This window comes from Mesorhizobium sp. W016 (assembly GCF_054719485.1).
The window spans coordinates 5,147,752-5,170,277 of sequence record NZ_JBTTIF010000002.1 but is presented as its reverse complement, the minus strand read 5'-3'; the positions used below and the strand labels follow the sequence as shown (position 1 = coordinate 5,170,277).

18 protein-coding genes and 1 pseudogene are annotated in these 22,526 nt (G+C 62.9%); 16 read left to right on the top strand and 3 right to left on the bottom strand.

What is annotated here, in order from left to right:
- The first annotated feature begins 3 nt into the window (after positions 1-3).
- The 16 genes and pseudogenes from ACYG9V_RS25475 (at position 4) to ACYG9V_RS25400 (ending at position 19,350) form a co-directional block, all read left to right on the top strand.
- Positions 4-1,170 (top strand): mandelate racemase/muconate lactonizing enzyme family protein, encoded by a 1,167-nt coding sequence (locus ACYG9V_RS25475; RefSeq protein ID WP_023681194.1) that lies wholly within the window; start codon positions 4-6, stop codon positions 1,168-1,170.
- 56 nt (positions 1,171-1,226) lie between these two features.
- Positions 1,227-2,585, top strand: coding sequence for a mandelate racemase/muconate lactonizing enzyme family protein (locus ACYG9V_RS25470; protein ID WP_023704649.1), 1,359 nt, complete (start codon positions 1,227-1,229; stop codon positions 2,583-2,585).
- 47 nt (positions 2,586-2,632) lie between these two features.
- A complete protein-coding gene (locus tag ACYG9V_RS25465; protein WP_023704650.1) occupies positions 2,633-2,959 on the top strand; it encodes an NIPSNAP family protein in 327 nt (108 codons plus the stop codon).
- A gap of 8 nt (positions 2,960-2,967) precedes the next feature.
- The gene (locus ACYG9V_RS25460) at positions 2,968-4,170 is read left to right on the top strand and encodes a mandelate racemase/muconate lactonizing enzyme family protein (protein WP_023739520.1); all 1,203 of its coding nucleotides are present in this window, start codon (positions 2,968-2,970) and stop codon (positions 4,168-4,170) included.
- A gap of 36 nt (positions 4,171-4,206) precedes the next feature.
- Positions 4,207-4,514, top strand: a pseudogene (locus ACYG9V_RS25455) (ATP-binding cassette domain-containing protein); the annotation flags it as partial.
- A gap of 126 nt (positions 4,515-4,640) precedes the next feature.
- Positions 4,641-10,889, top strand: coding sequence for an RHS repeat-associated core domain-containing protein (locus tag ACYG9V_RS25450; protein WP_352763181.1), 6,249 nt, complete (start codon positions 4,641-4,643; stop codon positions 10,887-10,889).
- 30 nt (positions 10,890-10,919) lie between these two features.
- A complete protein-coding gene (locus ACYG9V_RS25445; RefSeq protein ID WP_352763179.1) occupies positions 10,920-11,333 on the top strand; it encodes a hypothetical protein in 414 nt (137 codons plus the stop codon).
- Positions 11,334-11,573: 240 nt separating this feature from the next.
- Positions 11,574-12,632 (top strand): PilN domain-containing protein, encoded by a 1,059-nt coding sequence (locus ACYG9V_RS25440; protein WP_352763176.1) that lies wholly within the window; start codon positions 11,574-11,576, stop codon positions 12,630-12,632.
- Positions 12,633-12,634: 2 nt separating this feature from the next.
- On the top strand, positions 12,635-13,228 hold the full coding sequence (gene gspM, locus ACYG9V_RS25435) for a type II secretion system protein GspM (RefSeq protein ID WP_352597061.1): 594 nt from the start codon (positions 12,635-12,637) through the stop codon (positions 13,226-13,228).
- Positions 13,225-13,803: a hypothetical protein gene (locus tag ACYG9V_RS25430; RefSeq protein WP_352763174.1), complete on the top strand. Its 579-nt coding sequence runs from the start codon at positions 13,225-13,227 to the stop codon at positions 13,801-13,803. The genes gspM and ACYG9V_RS25430 overlap by 4 nt, the downstream gene beginning before the upstream one ends.
- Entirely contained in the window at positions 13,800-14,990 is a 1,191-nt protein-coding gene (locus tag ACYG9V_RS25425; protein ID WP_352763172.1) for a hypothetical protein, read from the top strand. Before ACYG9V_RS25430 ends, ACYG9V_RS25425 begins: the two co-directional genes overlap by 4 nt.
- Positions 14,987-16,630 (top strand): GspE/PulE family protein, encoded by a 1,644-nt coding sequence (locus ACYG9V_RS25420; RefSeq protein ID WP_352763170.1) that lies wholly within the window; start codon positions 14,987-14,989, stop codon positions 16,628-16,630. The genes ACYG9V_RS25425 and ACYG9V_RS25420 overlap by 4 nt, the downstream gene beginning before the upstream one ends.
- The gene (locus ACYG9V_RS25415; protein ID WP_352763167.1) at positions 16,630-17,847 is read left to right on the top strand and encodes a type II secretion system F family protein; all 1,218 of its coding nucleotides are present in this window, start codon (positions 16,630-16,632) and stop codon (positions 17,845-17,847) included. The genes ACYG9V_RS25420 and ACYG9V_RS25415 overlap by 1 nt, the downstream gene beginning before the upstream one ends.
- On the top strand, positions 17,844-18,314 hold the full coding sequence (locus ACYG9V_RS25410; protein WP_352497925.1) for a prepilin-type N-terminal cleavage/methylation domain-containing protein: 471 nt from the start codon (positions 17,844-17,846) through the stop codon (positions 18,312-18,314). Before ACYG9V_RS25415 ends, ACYG9V_RS25410 begins: the two co-directional genes overlap by 4 nt.
- On the top strand, positions 18,311-18,643 hold the full coding sequence (locus ACYG9V_RS25405) for a PulJ/GspJ family protein (protein WP_245260247.1): 333 nt from the start codon (positions 18,311-18,313) through the stop codon (positions 18,641-18,643). Before ACYG9V_RS25410 ends, ACYG9V_RS25405 begins: the two co-directional genes overlap by 4 nt.
- Complete coding sequence (locus tag ACYG9V_RS25400) at positions 18,640-19,350, top strand: type II secretion system protein GspJ (protein WP_023687882.1); 711 nt, start codon at positions 18,640-18,642, stop codon at positions 19,348-19,350. The genes ACYG9V_RS25405 and ACYG9V_RS25400 overlap by 4 nt, the downstream gene beginning before the upstream one ends.
- A 46-nt stretch (positions 19,351-19,396) precedes the next feature.
- Here ACYG9V_RS25400 and gspG read toward each other — a convergent pair whose 3' ends face one another.
- From gspG to gspD, 3 genes are read right to left on the bottom strand one after another with little or no spacing between them, the layout of a single operon-like run.
- Entirely contained in the window at positions 19,397-19,843 is a 447-nt protein-coding gene (gspG, locus tag ACYG9V_RS25395) for a type II secretion system major pseudopilin GspG (RefSeq protein ID WP_023696276.1), read from the bottom strand.
- Positions 19,843-20,337 (bottom strand): A24 family peptidase, encoded by a 495-nt coding sequence (locus ACYG9V_RS25390; protein ID WP_352497924.1) that lies wholly within the window; start codon positions 20,335-20,337, stop codon positions 19,843-19,845. The genes gspG and ACYG9V_RS25390 overlap by 1 nt, the downstream gene beginning before the upstream one ends.
- Positions 20,334-22,460, bottom strand: coding sequence for a type II secretion system secretin GspD (gspD, locus tag ACYG9V_RS25385; protein WP_352763163.1), 2,127 nt, complete (start codon positions 22,458-22,460; stop codon positions 20,334-20,336). The genes ACYG9V_RS25390 and gspD overlap by 4 nt, the downstream gene beginning before the upstream one ends.
- Between the last annotated feature and the right edge of the window lie 66 nt (positions 22,461-22,526).

Here is a 22,526-nt window from a genome sequence, read left to right as displayed (position 1 = left end):
GAGATGAAAATCACGAGCGTTCGGCCGTGGCTGATCAAGTCCGATGCTTCCTATTGGGGAGAGTTCCTGTTCGTCGAGGTGACGACCGACGAAGGGGTGAGTGGCTGGGGGGAAATCACCACCACCACAAGGCTCGCCAACCGCGCGCTCTGCACGATCCTGCGGCAGATCGGTGTTGCCGTCACAGGCGAGGATCCGGCGCGCATCGAGCATCTCTGGCACAAGATTTTCCGCAGCTTCACCTATATGGGCAGCCGCGGCGCCGCAGTCGAATGCGTGAGCGCTATCGACATAGCGCTCTGGGACATTCGCGGCAAAGTTCTAGGCAAGCCGATCTACGAGCTGCTGGGCGGACCGGTGCGCGATGAAATCGCGCTCTATACCCATCCCAACCAGGCCAAGTTTACCAGCAAGGAGGCTGTGGTCCGCGAAATTCGAGACATCGTCGAATCCGGACACACCGGGCTGAAGTTCGATCCTTTCCCCCACCAGGGCCGCATCGCCGATGGCTTGGCGCGCGAACAGCGGGACGGCTACCTCGATGGCAGCATGACCCGCAAGGACGAGCGCGAGGCTGCCGAACTAACGGCTTTGATCCGTGAAACGGCGGGGCCCGATGTCGACATTCTCATCGACGCGCATGGCCGCTTCGATGTGCCCACCGCCATTCGCCTCTGCCGAAGCCTCGAGGAAGCCGGCCAGATCGACTGGTTCGAGGAGCCATGCCCGCCAGAAAGCCTCAATGCTCTCAAGCAAGTGCGTGAGAAGGTCAGTGCCGCCATCTCGTGGGGCGAGCGCGGCCACACCAAATGGGATTTCGTGCCGGTGCTCGAGAACAGGCTTGCGGACTACATCATGCCGGACGTTACCTGGACCGGCGGCATTACCGAACTGAAGAAGATTTCCGCCCTGTGCGAAGCCTACTACATCCCGGTCTCGCCCCATGACGCCGCGGGACCGATCAATGTGGTTGCGGGAGCGCAGGTGATGATGACGGTTCCCAACTTCTACAAGCTCGAAACGTCGGAGTGGAACCTGGACAAATATAATCACCTCATCGACGAGCCACTCGATGTCTCGAACGGCAGCCTCAAGCTGGCGTCGAAGCCGGGTCTCGGTGTCGAGATGAACCGAGACTACCTGCAGGCCCACGAGATAGAGCTTGGCTAGCAACGCTTATGCAGGCCGGGGGTGCGGGGCGCCACCAATCAGAACGAGGATAAGCCATGGCAAAGACGGGTAGCGCCGGCGAGGCGCTCAATCGGGTAAATACGAACTCCAGGCCGAGCGACCTGCGCATCACCGACCTGCGCGTTGCCGAGATCGTCGGCGCGCCGTTCACCTCCGCGCTGGTCAAGATCTACACCAACCAGGGCATTGTCGGCCTGGGCGAAGTGCGCGACGGCGCCAGCGCGACCTATGCGCTGATGCTGAAGAGCCGGTTGCTGGGCGAGAACCCTTGCGACGTCGACCGGCTGTTCCGCCGCATCAAACAATTTGGCGGCCATGGGCGGCAAGGTGGCGGTGTCTCGGCAATCGAGATCGCGCTTTGGGACCTCGCCGGCAAGGCGTATGGCGTGCCGATCTACCAGATGCTGGGAGGACGGTTTCGCGACAAGGTGCGTGTCTATTGCGACACCGACGCGGACAAGCCCAGCGGCACCGAGACCGGAAAGCGGCTCAAGGCGCGGATGGATCTCGGTTTCACCTTCCTCAAGATGGATCTCGGTCTGGCGCAGATTTCGCACATATCGGGCGCAGTGGTGGCGCCGGCCGGCGTGCTCGACGGTTTCCGCAGCCATGCCGCGCGCGGTCCGGCACGCACGCTGGACGAGCGCCGGGCGCGTAATGCCGCCTATGACGCGCAAAACGTGCCGCATCCCTTCACCGGCCTCCACTTCACCGAAAAGGGCATCGACCTGCTCGACCAATATATCCACGAGGTCCGCGAGGTGATCGGCTACGAGGTTCCGCTCGCCATCGACCATGTCGGCCACATCTCGCTGCAGGACGGCATCCGTCTGGCCCGGCGGATCGAGAAATACGCACCGGCCTGGCTCGAGGACGTGATCCCCTGGCAGTACACCGAGCAGTATCGGCAGTTGCAGCAGGCGACCTCGGTGCCGATCTGCACGGGTGAGGACATCTACCTCAAGGAAGGCTTCGAGCCGCTGCTCAACGCCGGCATCTCGGTCATCCATCCGGATCTGCTGACCACCGGCGGCATTCTCGAGACCAAGAAGATCGGCGACGCGGCGCAGGAGCATGGCGTCGCCATGGCCATTCACATGGCGGAAAGCCCGATCGCGGCAATGGCCGCCGCGCATGTCGCGGTGGCGACGGAAAACTTCATGGCGCTCGAATATCACAGCGTCGAAGTCGACTGGTGGGACGATATCGTCACCGGCCTGCCCAAGCCGCTGGTCAAGGACGGCTTCATCACCGTGCCCGACAAGCCTGGTCTGGGCATCGACGACATCGTCGACGAAGTGATCAGCCAGCACCTGCAGCCCGGCGTCACCGGCATCTGGCAACCGACCGATCACTGGGACGACGAATACTCCTGGGACCGCACCTGGAGCTGACTCTACACTTCTCTCCTCGGAGGGAGAGGTGAACAGAAGGATGGACCATGATCTACGAACTTCGCATTTACGACTGCGTGCCGGGCCGGCTGCCGGCGCTGCTCAAGCGTTTCAACGACCATACCTTGGCGCTGTGGGATAGACACGGCATCCGCCAGGCCGGGTTCTTCACCACGGTGGTCGGCGAAAACAGCAATCGACTGATCTATTTCGTCGCCTGGGAATCCCTTGCCGAGCGCGAAGTGAGATGGAAGGCCTTCACCACCGATCCGGCATGGCTCAAGGCCCGCGACGAGTCCGAGCGCGATGGCCCGATCCTAGCCAATATTTCCAGCCAGTTTCTCGCGCCAACCGCCTTCTCGTCGGTGAAATAGAGGACATCATGAAGATCACCGATCTCAGGTGCGCCGTCATCGGCAGGCACCCCATCGTGCGCATCGTCACCGACGAAGGCCTCCATGGCCTCGGCGAGGTCGAGTACACCAAGCCTTATCTGAAACCCTGGGTGCTGCATTTCCGCGACGCGCTGATCGGCGAGGACCCGACCGATGTCGAACGCGTGATGTTGAAAATCCGCCAGCGCGGCTCGTTCAAGCCCTACGGCGCCGCCGTCAGCGCTATCGAGCATGCTCTGTGGGACATCGCCGGCAAGGCGGCAGGCGTTCCGGTCTACAAGCTGCTCGGCGGCAAGGTGCGCGACAAGGTGCGGGTCTATAACGGTTCCATCCGCAAGAAGCGCACCGGCGACAGGCCGGAGGATTACGCGGCCGACGTCAAATGGATGATGGAGCGGCCGGAAGGTTTCTTCATGGTCAAGCAAGGCATCAGCTTTCATTCCAACATGAAGACCAGCGTCCCCGACTTCCACTACGGCGTGCGTCAGCCGCCGACCTATCACGGCGCGATGGACCAGGGGCAGATCAGCGAGCGCGGCATGGCGCATATGATCGAATGCGTCATCGCCATGAAGGATGTGCTCGGCGACAAGGTCTCGCTGGCGTTGGATTGCGGCCCCGGGTGGTTCCTGCCGGACGCCATCCGCTTCGCTCAGGCGGTGGAAAAATACAATCTGATGTGGCTGGAGGACATGCTGACCGGCGACTACGTGCCATGGGTCAATCCGCAGGCCTACCGCGAACTCACGACATCGACGTCCACCCCCATCCACACCGGCGAGCAGATCTACCTGCGCCATAACTTCAAGGAACTGATCGAGACGCAGGCGGTTCGCGTCATCGGTCCGGATCCCGCCGACATCGGCGGCATCGCCGAGCTCAAATGGGTGGCCGAGCACGCATACATGCACTCGATCATGATGGCGCCGCACGGCACGGCGAACGGTCTGCTGGGCCTCGGTGCGCTGATCAATGTCTGCGCCACGCTGCCGGCCAACTACATCGCCTTCGAATATCCCAGCGCCTCCGACCCGTGGTGGGAGGACATCGTCATCGGCCTGCCCAAGGGGCAGATCGTCAGGGAAAGTATGGTGGACCTGCTCGAAGCTCCGGGACTCGGCCTCGACATCGACGCCAAGGCAGCGAAGAAATACCTGGCGGAAGAGGACGCCGGTTTCTTCGACCGATAACGATCCGACGCGACCTGAGCGTCATCGTCGAAGCCGGGCGGCCAACGCCAGGCGGTCAGCCTGCTGATGTCGACGCTGACCGGTATCAAGATACTGCTCCTGGACGAACACACCGCCGCACTTGATCCGCGCATGGCGGCCTTCATGCTCGATCTCACGCGCAATATCGTCGAGGAGCAGAGACTGACGGCGCTGATGGTGACGCATTCGATGCGCGACGCGCTTGACCACGGCCCGCGTACCGTCATGCTGCACGAAGGCCCATCGTGTTCGATATTGCCGGCGACCAGCGCAAGAGCCTCGACGTTCCCGATATGCTGAACCTGTTCCGGCAGGCGAGGGGCGCCTGGCGCTCTGTGCGCAACCCATGCGTGCAAAATAAAGCTGTGGATATCTGGGTTGTGACGGGTTGTCGTCGTATAAACCAAGTCAAGCCGGAGTAGCGTCCAGCAACTGGCTCGGGGGATTCAATGAAGCGGTTGCTTTTGGGCGCGGCTATGCTTGCCGCTGGCGTCTTCGGCGCGGATATATCTTTCGTTTCTTATATTAGGGATGGCGCAGGGATCGGGGCGTTTGCGCAGAACGCGCAAAGCGCCTCGCCCGAGGCGCCAGCCAGTGGCGGCCTTGGCAATGGCGGCGCCGCACTAGGCGGCGGCTCTTCGACGAAGCAACCGGCCGCAGGCGCGACGGGTGACGGGGCGACCGGCAGTCCCGATGCGGCGGCCAAGGTCGGCGCCAAGCCGGCGGACGCCAAGGCTGATGATGCGAGCGACGCCAAGGCTGCCGATGCCAAAACGACCGATGCGAAGGGCAAGGCCACAGAGAAGAAGGCCGATACGGAAGCAGCGCCGGAGGAATCTGCCGCGGCAGCGGCGGCAGTGGAAGCGGCCACGGCAACCGACAGTGGCGATCCCGAAGTTATCGGCACGCCGAAGGTGGATCTGCCCAAGGCTGGCGGCAACGGCAATCTGGGTTATGACATCGGCATCGACGTGCCGGGCTTCCATGGCATCGAGCCGCAGATTGCGCTGAACTACAACTCTTCGCGCAAGACCAAGACCGGTGGCCTCTACCAGGGCTGGCTCGGCTATGCCTGGGGGCTCGAAGGTTTCGATGTCATCGAACGGGCCACGCCTGGCTATGGCATGCCAGCATACGACTCCAATGACATCTATCTGCTCGACGGCCAGGCGATGGTGGCTTGCGTTGCGGGCATGGTCTCGCCCTCCTGCGCCACAGGCGGCACGCATGCGACGGAGAATGAGAGCTACCGCCGCATTGCACTGAACAGCACCACCAATGAATGGAAGGTGACCGACCGCGACGGCACCGTCTCAACCTTCCGCTCCGTGGCGGCGATTGCCAATCTGACGCCAACCGCCGGCACACCTGCCTATGATCTGGCGATGAGCTATCGCTGGCTGTTGACGTCGGTCACCGACACGAACGGCAACAGTGTCACCTACAGCTACACCTGTCCGGCAAGTCCGGTCTGCTATCCCGACGCCGTCAGCTACAACGGCACCGTGGTGAAATTCTACTACGAGACGCGGCCCGACCTGATCCTGATGGGCAATGGCCGTGACATCTCCGAGACCAGCCAGCGCATCAAGACGATCGGCATTACGGTCTCAGGTGCGGTGCGCGGCGCCTACAAGCTGACCTATGACCAGGCGCCGTTCTCCAACGCCTCTCGGCTGACCGTGGTTACGCGCTACGGCACCGATGCCACCGGCACCGCCGATGGCACCATCACCGGGGGCACTGCGAAGGTGCTTGGCCAGATGACCTATCAGAACACCGATGGGGTGTACGGATCGGTCACACCAGGAATGTATGGCCAGCCGTTGATATGGGGGCAACTCGCGGGCAAGCAGCCTACCGAAGTGGGCGATCTCAATTTTGACGGACGCGACGAAGTCTTTGGCGCTTATACTGAGTCGGAGGATAGACGCACCGGTGGAAGCGGTGGGGAAACCTATACTGTAACCAGGACTTACAAGCGAGTTATCAAATTCGATACAAATGGGAGCCGCACAGACACGAAAACAATCCTGCTCAACGAATCTTATTCGAATTCTGACTTTAATGACGGCTGGGATTTTTCTGGGTCAGGACACTTCTTGGCGTCCAAGAATGCCATGGATTTTTTCCTCTATGATAACAAGGTCACCGGCAGAAACAACCAAGGCACCCCGATAGCATATGCGCCCACGGGTGCACTCCTGCTGACCGACAGCCAGTTGGCAATGACCAACTCGTACTGCAAACCGACAGCGCCTGCCGGTTACCAATCCGTCTGCGATGCTGTGCCCACTAACGTTACTGCCCCCAATCCTGATAAAATCTCCCTTGTCGCCGATCCCGATGGGGACGGCATCGACACGGTGAACGTCAACAACTCCGAAGATGTACCCATCGGCGTTGGCGATTTCCTCGGCAATGGCCGGCAGCAGCCACTCTTTTGGAAACCAGGTCCCGCTGTACAGAAGGGCGTACTCTCGAACGGTAAATGGCAGCGCAGCGGAACGTCATTCGGGATTAGTTGTCCAAGAGAATATCACTTTGGCAGTGGAACCTGCGCCTTGGCCGACCTTAATGGGGACGGGGCATCGGATTTGCTCCGCTACGACGGGAATGGCGGCAACGTCTGGCTATGGTTGTCCACCGGTGTTGGCTTCAAAAGCTATTCGGTATCATCGATTTCCGTGGGGTCCGTCGCGCTACGCGATTTCGACAATGATGGACGCACGGACGTCATCGCCATCTACAGTCCGCTAACGCCGCCGCCGCCGATGTATTCAGGTCCGGTCAAAGTGTATTCGCTACGGCCGTCCTCGACGGCGATGACGCCAGTTCAGTTTACGTTGCCGACAGGCATAAATGCAGGCACGGTCATCGGCGATTTCAACGGCGACGGACTGCCTGACTTCGGAGGTCGCATCTCAAACGCCGGCACCGGCAATCCGAACCTGTTGAAGCAGATCGTGACGGAGCTCGGCGGGACAGTTGCGGTGGAGTATTCGCCGTCCTCGACCTGGGTGAACAACTACCTGCCGCAGGTCGTGCATGCGGTGACGAAGCTCTCGGTGAGCGACGGCCGTGGCCAGACGGCCGTGAGCACCTATGCCTATGCCGGCGGCAAATACGATCCGGCGGCGCGCAAGTTTCTGGGCTTTGCCTCGATCGTTGAGACCAGGCCGCTCGCCAATGGCGAGACGGCGGCGTCGAAGATCGAGACCACCTACCGCCAAGATCTGGCGAGCTATGGCCTGCCATCACTGACGGTGTGGAAGGATGGCGCCGGCGCTGTGCACAAGCAGGTGGCCGAGACTTATGTCGTCAACACTACGGCAAAACCCTACACCGTGCAGAACACGGCGACGGATACGACGCTGACCGAGAACATCAGCCGCACCTTGCGGGTCGAGCGGGTCTTCGACGCTTACAACAATCTTGCACAGGTAAAGGATTATGGTCGCACGGATGTCAGCGGCGACGAGTTGTGGACGGCAAATTGGTTTGCGCCAAACACCAGTGCATACATCGTGTCATTGCCACGCGCCCAGACGGCCCAGGGAGGCTTCGATGCGTCGCTCCCCTACATTCGTGTCCACTATGACTTCTATGACAACAATCATGCCGACAACACCACTCCACCGACCAAGGGCAATCTGACCTGGTCGGTGGATTATGCCGATATCTATTCCTCACCGGCGAGAGCGACCTATCAGGTCTTCGCCTACGACGCTTATGGCAACAAGATTTCCGCCACCAATGCGCTCGGTCACAAGACCGAGTGGGACTATGACGCGACCTATCATCTCTATCCCGTAACCGAGCGGGCGCCGAAGTTTTTTGCCACGGGCGGGCAACCAGCAGACACGCGCTTCGTCTCGACCGCCACCTACAACACGACGTGCGGGCTGCTGGCGACGAAGACCGATCCCAACGGCCTGGTCAAAACCTTCACCTACGATCCGTTCTGCCGGCTCTATCAGGTCTCGCAGAGCGTGACCGGCGCCTATGCCAAGATCCGCTTCGAGAATGAGGGCAATCCGGCGACACAGGCGCTGGTGAAGTACACGCCGCTGTCCAATGGCGCGAGTGGGGGCGCCAGCGAGGATTTTACCCGCTCGTACTATGACGGGCTCGGCCGGGTCTATCGTGTCGAAACACCCGGAGAGACAGCAGCCGGCGCCAGGCGCATTGCCGAGACCGACTACGATCTTCGCGGCAATGTCCTGCGCACCGCCTTCCCGCGTTTTGTCGGCGAGGCCGCGCAGTGGACCACCAACAGCTATGACTGGGCCGATCGATTGGTTCTGACGGTCAATCCGGATTCAAGCCAACGCAGCTACCTGCCCTACCTCGCCACCGCCGAAACCATTCCGCCGCGGCTGTGGGGTACAACGCTGACTGACGAACTCGGTCACAAAACCACAACGGTCACATGGGCACGTGGCGATGTCGTGGCCTTCTACCGCGACACCACGGGTCTCGGCCTGATGGAAAGCCGCAACTACGACAGGCTTGGCCGACTGATCGGCGTGACCGATCCCGGAGGCTCGGCCTGGAGCTACACCTATGACATGGCCGGCAACCGGTTGACGGCGTCCGATCCCGATCTCGGCACATGGTCTTACACCTACGATGCCGCCAACCGGCTGGTCAGCCAGACCGATGCCAGGGGCACGGTCACCACGCTCAGCTATGACCAGATGGACCGGCTGACGCTGAAGACGGCAACGGCTCCCGGCGGCAGTGCGGTGACGCAGACGCAGAACAGTTATGATCAGGCGGCTGCCGGCTATTACAATATCGGCCAGCTGACAACCTCGACCAATCCGGCTGCCACGCAAGCCTACAAATATGACGGCTTCGGCAAGGTGGCGCGTCAGGATGCCATCATCGGCACGCTGACGCATACCACGACGAGTGTGCGTGATGCCTCCGGGCAAACGCTGGCGACGCAATATCTGCCGGTGCAGCTCGACTTCGGCACGTTGGCTGCCCCGCTGCAATACAGCGCCGGCAACAGGCTGATCTCCGCCCCCGGCTTCATCACCTCGACGCTCTACGAGGCCGATGGTCAGACGAGGGAGATCACCTACGCCAACGGCGTGAAGACTACCTTCGCCTATTCGCCGACCCGGCGCTGGGTGACGCGTGTCACGACATCGAAGGGCGCCACCATCCTGCTCGACGATCAGTATGCGAGGGACAATCTCGGCCGCATCACCGGCACTACAGGGCAGACGGCTGCCGACAGCTGGACCTATGGCTATGACAATGCCGACCGATTGATCTCATCCGACAATCTCGGCGACAACACGCTGGACGAAACCTTCGTCTATGCCGCCAACGACAATATGGTCTCGCGCACCCGTGTCGCCGGCACGTACATCTATCCCGCGGCGAGCGCAGCGCGTCCGCATGCGCCGGTCACGGTCGGCGCCAACGCCATGGCCTATGACGCCAACGGCAATCTCACCTCCGACGGCAGCCGCACGCTGGTCTGGGACGAGGCCAACAGGCTGAAGACGGTCACGCGAGCGTCCAATACTGTCTCGTTGTTCTATGGGCCGGACGGCGCGCGGGTGAAGAAAGCTTCATCCTTCGCCACCACCCTCTATCCCGACGCGTCCGTCGAGATCGATCCGGCAACACCGGGCGCGGAAATCTACACCCGCTATCCCCATCCAGATATCAAGGTGGTGAACGCGACCAAATACTTCCTGCACCGCGAGCACCTTGCCTCGGTGCGCAATGTCACCGACATGTCGGGTACTATCGTCGAGGCCACCAACTACGCCACCTATGGCGAGCAGCTCAACACCGGTTTCCAGACGCAGAAGGGCTATATCGGCGAGCGCTTCGATCCCGAGACCGGGCTGCTCTACCTCAATGCACGCTACATGGATCCGGTGCTGGGACGGTTTATTTCACCGGACGATTGGGATCCGACCAGGAAAGGTGTCGGCACCAATAGGTACGCCTACGCCCAGAACGATCCTATTAATAATGCCGACAACAACGGCCATGTTGCCGCAACGCCGTCGTCTGACAAAGCCGCTAAGGATAGAGCGGCGCAGAAGGCACTTGACGCGCGTGCCGACGCCATAAGAAGAGCGCGAGGTAATTCCAATTTCTTCAGCAATCGCGACGTAGACGCGTACGAACGTTTGAGTCAGCCAGTTGCGGACGAGATATCTCGTCAGGTCGCGTTGGACGTTTCAGGAAAGGTCGAAACTCGTGACGAGGTCTTCGCGGCCGTACCGGGTGGCTTACCTGCGAGAGCGGTAACAACTCTTTCTGAGCTAACGATAGCAAGGATAGCCGCTTCAAAACTTGCGCTGTCCGCCGAGCAAGTTGGAGTCAAGCAAGGAGCAGTGTCTGTTGTGGTATCGTCAGAAACTGGGGCTACATATGTTGGTTATAGTACTACTGCAGCCAAGAAATTGGGGGTTGGGAGGCCAACAAATTCCGCCGTGGACGATGCGTGGGCAGGCGTGCCGGCATCCGAACGCTCGGTGACGCATGGGTGTTGCGGCGAACCTCCTGCCGTTGCAAGTGCAATGAACGCTGGGGAGCATCCTTCGAACCTCACAGCGGCTACCGCCTCTATCGGCCGGACGGCGCCAGGAATCACGGGATCAATCAAAGGTCCCTGCTCTTCGTGCAGAGCAGCTATGGATACTCTCGGCGTGAAGTACTAACATCGTTAGAACGGTGACGAGAATGATATCATGGATATAGCGGACATCTTGGAGCGTTTTGAGGTCGAGAGCGTCGCAAGAGCTTTAGTAGAGAAGGTTATATCTAAGCTTGATCAAAATTTATCGGAAAATGAGAAAGCCAAATACTCCATACTGTTTGATGTATCGAGGTTTAATGCAAAAATTGAAATGAATGAGGAAGACAAAGAAGTATATGGGAGTTTCTTGACACTTCTTATTGAAAAAATCGGTGGCGCGTATGACTATGATAGAGATTTACTATTCTTGCTTTGGGGATCTGTATTTAGAGGGCGCTGGATGGACAAGGAGTCGATAAGCGACTGGGCCATTGAGGTAGTTGAGGGGTATTTCGAAAAAAGAGGTTGGAATTTTGATTTTATGTATGACGAAATATACAACACTTTGAATGACGGAGAGAAATAGAGCTTTTTGTAAAATGCCGTTCTTTATTCATCGGCAGGCTTTTCATAAGATCGACGCATGTCTGACTTTTCCGTGTTGTCGTCCCGATCGCCGCACCACGTCGCGCAGGCGGCCGCCGGCACCCAACAAAAGCTGTGGCTAATCCGCCCTCCGCGCCTTCGCTGATATCCCCGTCACACCAGCCCCTGTAATCTCAGCCTGAAAGCCCTCGGCTTAGAATCAACCGAGGCAGGGTGGGTCGTGGCGGGACTTGGCGCGCAATGTCTGGATTTCCGGGACTGGTGGCTCGAGGAGCTGCGAGGGGCGCGGCTTTCGCCGAAGCAGAAGCAAGCGCCCACGGGCGACTGGATCGTCGGCCTCGCCGATGACGGCATTCGCGTGCGCGAGGCCGGGGCGCCGGAGTTCCAGTCGATCCCGCTGGCGCTGACCGCCTCTTCCGACGAGATCCTGGCGCTGCTGCAGGGCGGGCGCCGCGTCAGGCGGCCGCGCTTCGATATTGTCATTCAGCCCGGCCTGTTCCTGACAAGGCAGCTGGCGCCGCGGCTTCTGCCGGTTCGGCAGGCGCGCGACATGGCCGAGCTCGACCTGCTGGCCGCGACGCCGCTCGACCCGGCGCAGGTGCATGTCGTGTTTGCCAGGGATGCCGGGGCCAGGCCTGCCGGGCAGGACAGCACCTACCATGTCGTCAAGGGCAAGACGCTGGCCTCGGTGCTGGACGCGGTGCGCCGCACCGGCGGCTCGGTGCGCAGCCTGTCGCTGGCGCAGCCCGACGAGACGCTGCGCGCCGATCCGCTCAGCCTTGCCGCCATCTGGCCGCCGACGGCGCGCGACCGGCGCAAGCGCCGCACCTGGATCGCGGCCTGTTCGGCGCTGGTAGCAGCCCTGCTCATCACCTTCGTCCACGCGCATTGGCTGATATGGCAGGCCGATGGCGAACTCGATGCGCAGATTGCCGATGCGCAGGTGTTGGCCAAGGCGGCGCGCGCGTCGCTGCAGAAGCGCCGGGCCGGCATCGAGCGGGTCGAGAAAATCCGCCGGGAGAAGAAGACGACGGCGTCGCTGGTGCGGGTCTGGGCCGAACTCACGCATCTGCTTCCCGACACGGCCTGGCTCACCGATCTCTCGGCCAGGGGCGACGATCTCACCATCACCGGCTTTGCCACCTCGGCCGCCGAACTGATCCAGCCGATCGATGCCTCGCCGCTGTTTTCGGCGCCTGAATTCGCCTCGCCCGTGGTCAAGGTGCCCGGACAGGACGGGGAGCATTTCACCATTTCGGCAAAGATCGGAGCGCTCTGACGATGCTCTCCGCCATCCTCAACACCAGCCCGCCGCTCCGCCGCCTGATCGCGCTGGCGCTGGCAGTGGTGGCGGCGTGTCTGTGCGCCTGGCTGGTGTTCGCGGCATTCGACAGCGTCGCTTCGGCGCGGGCCGGAATCGAGGAAAAGCGCGCGCTGCTCGGCCAGCTGCAAAATGTGGCCGCCCTTGCCAAGCGCCTCGACGGCGACGCCAGTCCGGTGGAAGCGGCCAATCCCGAATTCCTCACCGGCGAAAGCGAAGCGATGATTCGCGGCGGGCTGCAGAAGCGGCTGAACGCCATCGCCGCCGCCAATGGCGTCAGCGTGCTCTCGGCCGGCAACGCCCCGGTGCTGAGCGAAGGCGGCGTCGATTTCATCGGGTTGCGGGTCAATCTGTCGGGGCAGCTGGAAGCCATCCACAATGCCGTGCTTGCCCTGGAGACCTCGCTGCCGGTGCTGTTCATCCGCGAGGCGACGCTGCGCACCACCGATGTCAGCCCCGCCGCGGGACGGATGGGCGACCCCGAGCTGTCTGCCGAGATCCTGTTTTACGGCCCGCTGCAAACGTCGGGCCCGCCAGGCGGGGTCAAGCCATGAGCGGGAAGTTTGCGAGCCTGGCGATTGCTGGAGGTTTCGCGGTTCTCGCCCTGATCAATTTCGCGCTCTACAACACGCCGGTCGACATCTCGCCGATCGCCTCCAGCAAGGGCCATGATGGCGGCCCGGCTTCGGCGACGGGTGCGCTGCAGTTCCCCGAGTCCGGCGATTTCAACGAGACGTTCCAGCGGCCGCTGTTCACGCCGATGCGGCGGAAAATCGTGCCGCCGCCGCCAGCACCGCTGCCGGTGGAGGTGGCAGTGGCGCCCGTCGAACAGGCGCCTCCGCCGGTGGACGTCGCGCCAGTGGCCGCGCCATCGCTGCTGGGCATCAGCATTCAGGGCGGGGCGGGAAAAGCCCTGCTGCGCGTCGCCGGCAAGGATGAAGCGCTCTGGTATGCCAGTGGCGAGACTGTCGATGGCTGGACGGTCTCGACGATCGACAAGGATCAGGCCGTGCTGGAGCGGGACGGCAAGGTGGCGCGCATCCTGCTGCATCCGCCATGGCTGAACCCGCTACCGGCGCCGCCGCCAGCGCCAGCGCCGCCACCGCCGCCACCTGAGCCGGAACTATGAGCGCGCGCATGTTTGCTGAGAGTAAAGGCAGGGCAATCGCATTTGGTGGTGCCAGTCCCCCACTCCGTCCGCTGCGCGGCCACCTCTCCCCCATGTCCATGGGGGAGAGGAAACCCAAGCCTTTCAAGGCAGCGATGTCGGCGATTGGCATTTCCTCTTCCCCCACGAATGTGGGGGAGAGGTGGCTCGGCGAAGCCGAGACGGAGTGGGGGAACGCCATATGCGATTGCCCTGCTTCCCCTTGCGGGAAGGGGCCAAGGGTAGGGGTATTCTTAAAACGCAAAGCTCTCCCGGCCATAGACGCAGATAGCACCAGCGCCGGCTTTTCGCTGGTCGCGGTGCTGGTGTTCACGCTGATCGTCTCGGCCATCGTCGTTCCCTTCGCCGTCACCGCCAGGACGCGGCTGATGATTGCCAATAACGAGCTGGAGCAGGAGCGTCTGTCGCTGCTTGCCGAGGGTCTCGGCAATCTGGTGGCGAGCGAATTGACCAGTGACCAGCCCGCGGAAAAGCTGCCGCTGGATTCCACGCCGGCCGCGTGCCGGTCGGGAAAATACAGCTTTGTCCTGCGCGTCCAGGATCATGGCGGGCTGATCGATCTCAATGCCGCCGATGACCGCCTGCTGGGGCTGGGCTTTGCTGCGCTCGGTTTCGACCAGCAGATGGCGGACGAACTGGCAAAGGCCGCGATCCGGTTTCGCGACAGCGCCAAATTGTTCGCCGGCCTGCCCCAGGCCAGAAGCCCGGTCGGGCCGCCCGAGGACAAGCAGGCGCCGTTCGAATCCGTATCCGAGCTGCAGGAATTTTCTGCACTTGCGCAAATCCCGCTGCGCAGCCTGCAGGGCATTTTCACCGTCAACTCCAAGCGCGGCACGGTCAGCTCCGATCGGGCGCCGCGCCGGCTGCGCGCTGTTCTCGTCGGCGGCCCCAACGCATCGGTCGTTGCGGGCGCGAGCGATGTATCGGCCTACACGGTTGACATCGTTGTCAGGCGGGACGGTTCCGGCATTACGGGCGAGGCCGGCTTCATCATCGAGAAATCCCAAGCAGGCCTATCGTCGTTCTCGCGCGTCTCGCGCAGCCCGGTCGGCGATGCCACAGCACTGCCGCCAGCCGCCAGTGCCGGTGGCTGCGAGGCGCTGTTCGGCACTGAAGCCGCGCAGTCTCTTGCGAGGTGGAGCGTATGAACGCTTCCGTCCAGGCCAAGGGGATCGAGGCGTTCCTCACCTTTCTCGAAGGCGAGAAAGTGCTGACCGCGCATGCCGCCCAGCGCGCCCTCGGCGCGTCGCGAACATCCGGGCATCCCTTCGATACGGTGATGACCGAACTCGGGCTGATCGGCGAGCAGGAGCTTGCCAACAGCCTCAGCCGCTATCTCGAAGCGCCGACGCCGGTGGAGGTCCCCGACCAGGTCAGCGCCGAAATGCTGGCCGGGGTGCCGCTCGCCTATCTCAAGGAAAACGCCATCCTGCCGCTGCAGATGGACGCCGAGCGGCTGGTCGTCGCCGTCGCCGATCCGTTCTCGTCGGCCACCATCGACGCGCTTGCCTTCCACTACGAGCGGACGGTTTCGCTGCGGATCTTGCCAAGGCGCGTGATTGCCGAATGCATCGACCGCATCGAGCAATCGGCGCTGGCGTCCGTCTCCAATGGCGGTGCTACCGGCGAGATCATGGATTTCGGTCCTGATGATCTCGAGCGGCTGAAGGATTTCGCCCGCGAGGCGCCCATCGTGCGCTTCGTCGCCGAGACCATCCACAAGGCGGTCGATGCCAGGGCCACCGACATTCACATTGAGCCGCTCGAGGATCACGTCCGCATCCGCTTCCGCCATGACGGCATGCTGTCCACCGTCGACACCGCCTCGATTGCGATGCTGTCGGGCATCTCAACGCGGATCAAAATCCTGTCGCGGCTCAACATTGCCGAGCGCCGCCTGCCGCAGGACGGGCGCATGCGCATCGCCGTGCGCGGCAGGGATATCGACCTGCGCGTCTCGGTCATCCCGTCCATCCATGGCGAAGCCATCGTGCTGCGCATTCTCGACCGCGCCGGGGTCGAGCTGAAGCTGGAGAAGCTCGGCTTCGACAGCGCCGCGCAAGCCAAGATCCGCTCCATGTCGCAATCGGCCAACGGCATCGTGCTGGTCACCGGGCCGACCGGCAGCGGCAAGACGACGACGCTCTATTCGATCCTTGCCGAACGGTCGCGGCCCGACGTCAAGATTTTCACCGTCGAGGATCCGGTGGAATACCGCATGGCCGGGATCACCCAGCTGCAGGTCAATCCGGCGATCGACCTCGACTTTGCCGCGGCCCTGCGGTCGATCCTGCGCCAGGACCCCGACATCATCCTGCTCGGCGAAATCCGCGACCGCGAGACGGCGCAGGTCGCGGTGCAGGCGGCGCTGACCGGGCATCTGGTGTTCTCGACGCTGCACACCAACAGCGCGGCGGGCGCGTTGACACGGCTGCGCGACATGGGCATCGATGGTTACCTGCTGGGCGCGACGATCCGCGGCGTCATCGCGCAGCGGCTGCTGCGCCATGTCTGTCCGGCCTGCCACGGCCTCGAGCAGGCCGGGTCGCCCTGCCGCACCTGCAATGGCTCGGGCTATAGCGGGCGCACGGTGACCTACGAAATGCTGCAGGTGTCGCCGCGCATTGCCGAACTGATCGACCAGGGCGCCGGCGAAATGGAGATCGGCCGCATAGCCGCGCAAGACGATTTGGTGCCGATGTCGGTCCATGCCACAGCGCTTGCCCGCTCCGGGGTTACCACGATGGACGAGGTCCGCCGCGTCATCGATCTCGCGGGGGATGGCTGATGCCGGCCTTTGCCTATCGCGCCTATCTCGTCGACGGCAGCACGGAGAGCGGCGTCCTCGATGCCTCGACCAAGCAGGAGGCCGCCCGTAAGCTGGCCCAGCAAGGGCGCCGTTCCTATCACCTCGCCCCGGTAAGCAGCGACAGACCGCAGTTGCGCCTGCCGGGGCGAACCGCGTTGACCTTTACTCGCAAGGTCGATCTCAGCCGGCTGTTCTCCGAGCTGTCGGTGCTGCTCAACGCCGGCTTCACCGTCGACCGCGCCCTGGGCGCGGTCATCGCCGGCGAGGCGAACCGCCAACGGCGCCAGCAGCTGCAATCGGTGCTCGATCTCACCACGGGCGGGCGGCCGATCGCCGAGGCCTTTGCCGCCCTGCCGGGCATCACCTCCGATGTCGCGGCACTTCTCGCCAGCGGTGAGCGCAGCGGCAAGATGGCCTATATCTGCCAGCGGCTGGCCGACACGTTCGAGGCCACCGCCAAGCGCCGCGCGGCAATCGGCGAGGCACTGGCCTATCCGGCCTTCCTGCTGCTGGTGATGAGCGGGGCGCTGGTCATTCTGGCGACCGTGCTGGTGCCGGCGCTGGAGCCGATCTTCGAGGGCTCATCCGCGCCCAAGCCGTTCACCATGAAGATGCTGTCGGTCTTCGGCACGGTGTTCCGCGACTACCCCTTCGTCTTCCCGCTGGCGGCAGTGCTCGGCCTTTTGTCCTATCTCGTGCTGTCTCGCTCTGCCGGCGCCAGAAAACAGTTCTCGCACGCGGTGTTGAAGATACCGCTGATCGGCGCGCTGGTCAGGGATGCCGTCATCGCGCGCTACCTTGAAACGCTGGCCTTGCTGCTCGGCAATGGCGTGGCGATGACCGAGGCGCTTGGGCTCGCCGCCAATGTGTCGAGGCAAAGCTCGCTCGCGGCAAGCTTTGCCTCGATCGAGGACAATGTCGCCAACGGCGCGCGCCTGCATGGCGCGGTCGTCAAGGCGGGGATTTTCGATCATGCGACGATGTCGCTGGTGTCGCTGGGCGAAGAGGCGAACGCGCTGCCGGTGGTGCTGGATCGCGCCGCCAAAATGCTGCAGCTGACGCTGACGCGGCGGATCGACACGGTGCTGAAGCTGCTGACGCCGGCGCTGACGATTTCGCTTGGCTTCCTCGTCGGCAGCCTGGTCATTTCGGTGATGACCACGATCCTCTCGATCAACGATCTGGCGCTGCAATGACCGCCGCCGCCGCGAAAGCCGACCAGCAGGCGGAAGCCGGATTCACCCTGGTCGAAATGCTGGTGGTGCTGGCGATCATGGCGCTCGTGGCGGCTATCGCCGCGCCCGGGCTGGTCAGCCACTACCGCAGCAAGAGCCTGGAGACGCTGGCCGGCGAGATCACCATGCGGCTGCGGCTGTCGCGCACATCGGCCATCGCCACCGCGCGGCCGAGAGAGGTCCTCGTCGATCTCGGCGCCCGCACCATTCGCTTTGGCGAGCGCGATGTTTTCGCATTGCCGGATGACGTCAAACTGACGGTCGTTACCGGCCAGGAGACAGTCGTCGCCGGACGGCAAACGGTGCTGACCTTCCTGCCCGACGGCAGCGCGTCGGGCATGGATATTTCGCTGCAGCAAAAGGGGCGGACCGCGCGCATTGCGGTCAACTGGCTGACCGGACTTCCGACATGGCGGGGATTGCCGTGACAGAGCCTTCGTCCGAAGACGGGTTTTCGATCCTGGAAATGATCGTCGCCATGACGATCCTGGCGCTGGTGCTCGGCATTGCCAGCCAGTCGATCGTGCTGGCCAGCCGCAGCATCGCCATCGCCAAGGCGCAGATCGAAGCGGCGAGGGCCGCGCGCATCATGCTGTCGGAGTACGAGGCCGGAACGGACAGCAGGCGATCCGGCTGGCAGTTGCAGACGCGCCCGATCGTGGTGTCGAAGACGAAGATGGTTGCCGTCGTCATTGGCAGGAGTAACGGCGCCGGCCAGCCGTTCCTGACCTTCGTGCCCGCGAAGGATCGGCAATGATCCGGCGGCTGGTCCAAGCCCATGCGCGTCGTGGGGGCCGGCCATCCGGGCAGCGTGTTCTCAAGCAAATATTCGGGACCGACCGGCGCCCCAAATCATCGGCATCGGTCGAAGGCTTCGCGCTGATCGACGTGCTGGTCGGACTGGCGATGATCGGCGTGATCTCCGCGCTGATGATCGTCTTTCTCGGACAGGCGCGGACCATGATGCGGATCCAGAAGACGACCGAGATGCAGATGGAGGTCGATGCCGCGGCGCGGTTTCTCGAAACGGCGATCGGCAGCGCCGAGCCGCTGCCGTTGTCGCAGTCGACGCCCGACATGGTGCTTTATCTCAGCGGCACCGGCGCGCGCATCGAGTTCAACGCCGTTCAGGCCATCGGCTTCAAATCCTCAGCCTTGCGCGAGGTCGCCGTTTCGCTTGGAAGTGACCTGACCATCGTGCAGAAAATCCGACGCGGCAGCGATGCCGCCAAATCGACTGGAGGCCAACCGGTGCTGCTGATCGCCGGCGTCAGCGCGGTAAGGTTCGAATATCTCGACGCCTCGGCCAAAGTCCCGTCATGGTCGGCGAGCTGGTCCGCTCCACGGCGTCTGCCTGCTGCCGTGCGGTTCACCATCTCGGTGGCGAGGGACGGCGCGACCTACTCGTCGACGGGCTTTGCCCGCCTCGATCTGGCAACCGCCGTGCCGCCGCCGGTGAGCTGAAGAGCCTGACCCATAACGCGTCCCGCCTCGCTTCAGTTGGCGGGCATCAGTTGGTGATGTCCTGGTCCTCGCCGGTGCCGTCGGGCTTGCCGTCCTTGCCAAGCGTGCGGATGACGACGCCGCTCGCATCGGCCTTCACCTCGTAGGAATAGGGCTTGCCCCAGGGATCCTTCAGGCCGCCCTTGAGATAGGGGCCATTCCAGCGCGCTTCGCTGGCCGGCTGTGTGACCAGGGCGGCGAGCCCTTCTTCGTCGGTCGGGTATTTCGCGTTGTCGACATAATAGAGTTCGAGCGCGCTTTCGATGTTGCGGATCTGCGCCTTGGCGGCGTTGGTCCGCGCCGAGCCGAGATAGCGCAACACCTGAGGCGCGGCGAGCGTCGCGATCAAGGCAATGATGGCGAGAACGACCAGAAGCTCGACCAGCGTGAACCCGCTTTCGCTGGTGTCGCGGCCGGATTTTTCGGAAGCTTGCTTAAAGCGCAGCATGATCATCAGAGCAGTCCCATGTTCAAACCGGCGAATTGTTCCAGCACCCAGCAGGAACCGAGACCGATGGTGATAAACGGGCCGAAGGCAATGCGGGCCCGCGCGGCTGCCGGACCGCTCGCTACCACCTGGCCACCAACGAACAGCAGCGCGGTGGCGCTGGCGATGAACAGCAACACCGGCAGAAGCAACGGGTCGATCCAGCATGCGGCGGCGGCCAGCATCTTGACGTCGCCGAGGCCAAGCCCGATCCGGCCGGTCATCAGGAAGTGCCCGCGCCGCAGCAGCCAGGCGGCGGCGAATGTGGCAGCCGCAAACAGGAGATGCAGCGGCAGGCCGTCCGCCGCCACCTGATAGCCAAGGCCGGTTGCCGCCAGCGCCAGGTTCAACCCGTCCGGGATGATCTGGCGGCGGAAATCGGCGATCGAAATGGCGGCGAGAATTGCCGCCAGGGCGAACGTGGCAGCCAGCAGGAGCGATGGGTGCGCAGCCGCGATCAATAGGCCAGCCTCTTCAAATCCTGCTGCAGCTTGGTGCCGCCGCGGCGTTTCTGGATCGGCGTCTGCAGGCTAATCTTGCCGCGGAATTCGTCGGTCACTTCGCGGGCCTCGTTGATGTCGCGCACGACATGCGGCCGGATGAAGATGATCAGCTCGGTACGCACAATCTTGTCGTTTTTCTGTTTGAACGCGTTGCCGATAATGGGGATGTCGCCGAGAATTGGCACCTGCGTGCGGCCGACACTGTTGTTCTGCTGGATGAGGCCGCCCAGCGCCAGGCTTTCGCCGTCATTGACCAGCACGCGGGTCTGGATCTTGCGCTGCTGTATGGTCGGTGAATCGATGCCGGAGCTCTTCGTCTCGGCAACGTTGCTGACCTCCTGCTGAATGTCGAGCATCACCCGGCCCGCATTGTTGATGCGCGGCGTCACCGTCAGGATGACGCCGGTGTCCTTCATCTGCACCGAGTTGATGATCGGCGCCGTGCCGCTGCCGGTATCCTGCGATTGCTGGGTCAGGATCGGCACCTGGTCGCCGACCTGCAAGATCGCCTTCTGGTTGTTCAGCGCCATGATGGTCGGCGCCGAAATGACGTTGACATCGGTGATCGAGGACAGCGCATTCAGCGTCACCTGTATGTTGTCGGTGGCATAACTCCAGTTGAAACCCGGCAAAGTGGCGGCGGCAGCCGCCTTGGCCACGTCGGTCACCGATACCTTCGTGCCGCCATTCTCGAAGAACCAGCGCAGGCCGTATTTCAGCTCGTCGTTGAGCGTGACTTCGGCAATGACGGCTTCGAGCATGACCTGCGTCGGCAAGATGTCGACCTTGGTCAGGATCTGCTCGATGCGCTCATAGTCGCGCGCCGTGGTCTGGATCAGCAGCGCGTTGTTTTCGATGTCGGCGACGACGGTGGCGCGGGCGGGCGGCTGTCCGTCCTGCTGCGGCATCGAAGGCGACGGTCCGGTCAACGGCACCGGGGTAATGCCGTCCGACTGCATGGCGATCGGCGTCTGGTCGGGCGACACGTTCGAGCCGTCCGTGCCGCCCTCGGTCTTGACCGAGGTGCCGAGAACGGAGCTCAGCACCGCGGCCAGTTCCTTGGCCGGGCGGTTCTGGATCTGGTAGACGAAGAGCTGGTCCTCGTTGGACTCGGCCAGCCGGTCGAGCTTGTTGATCCAGCTTGCGGCCCGCGCGAGATAGGCCGGACGCGAGGTGATCACGAGCACCGAATTCAGCCTGTCGTTGGGGATGAACTGGATGAGCTTGGCGCCCGGCCCGTCCTTGGTGCCGAAGATGGAATCGAGTTCCGCGGCAACGGCTTCCGGCTTCGAGGTCTTCAGCGGATGCAGCGCCACCGACATGCCGCGCATCCAGTCGACGTCGAACACGGACACCGCCTCCCTGATGGCATTGAGGTCGCTGTCATTGCCGGCGACGGTGATCAGGTTGCGGGTGGAATCGACCCGCAGCACCGAGCCTTGGCGGGTGATCGGCTCGAGAATGGTCTTCATCTCGTCGGCCGCGATATATTGCAGCTGCAGCACCTGTACCTTGACGCCGGGGCCCGACGGCGACACCGAGGGAACGCTGACCGGCGGTGTGTTGGACATGATCTCGGACAGCGGCACGATCTGGTAGGTGCCGGCGCGCTTGGTGATGCCCGCGCCATTCACCGCAAGTGCTGATTCCAGTATGTCGACCAGTGCATCCTTCGACACCGGCTGCGAGGTCTGCAGCGTCACCGTGCCCTGTACGCGCGGGTCGACGATGTAGTTGAGGTGCAGCGCGTCACCAAGCACCGCCTTGGCCGCCTCGGTGATCGGCGCGCTGACCAGATTGAGCTCGAACTGGCCCGAGCCGTCCGTCGTTACCTGGGTGACGGGGGCGCTGGACGAGACGAACTGGCCGGACCCCTGATACTGCGCGCCGTTGAAGCGCTGCCCGGCGGCTGCGGCCGAGGTGACGGTGGATGGTCCGGTGTATCCCGCCCGCAAGGGCGAGTTCTTGGCATGCAGGCTGTCGATGGTCTCGGTGAAAAAGTCCTTGCCCGGCGTGGAATTGCAGCCGGCAAGTGCAAGCAACAGGCACAATACGACGCGATTGCTTGACCCGATTGACATACACCCGATTCCCCAAGGGCCTTAGACTAGGACGTCCTGAGGTTGAGCGCTTGGATTGATGGCGGG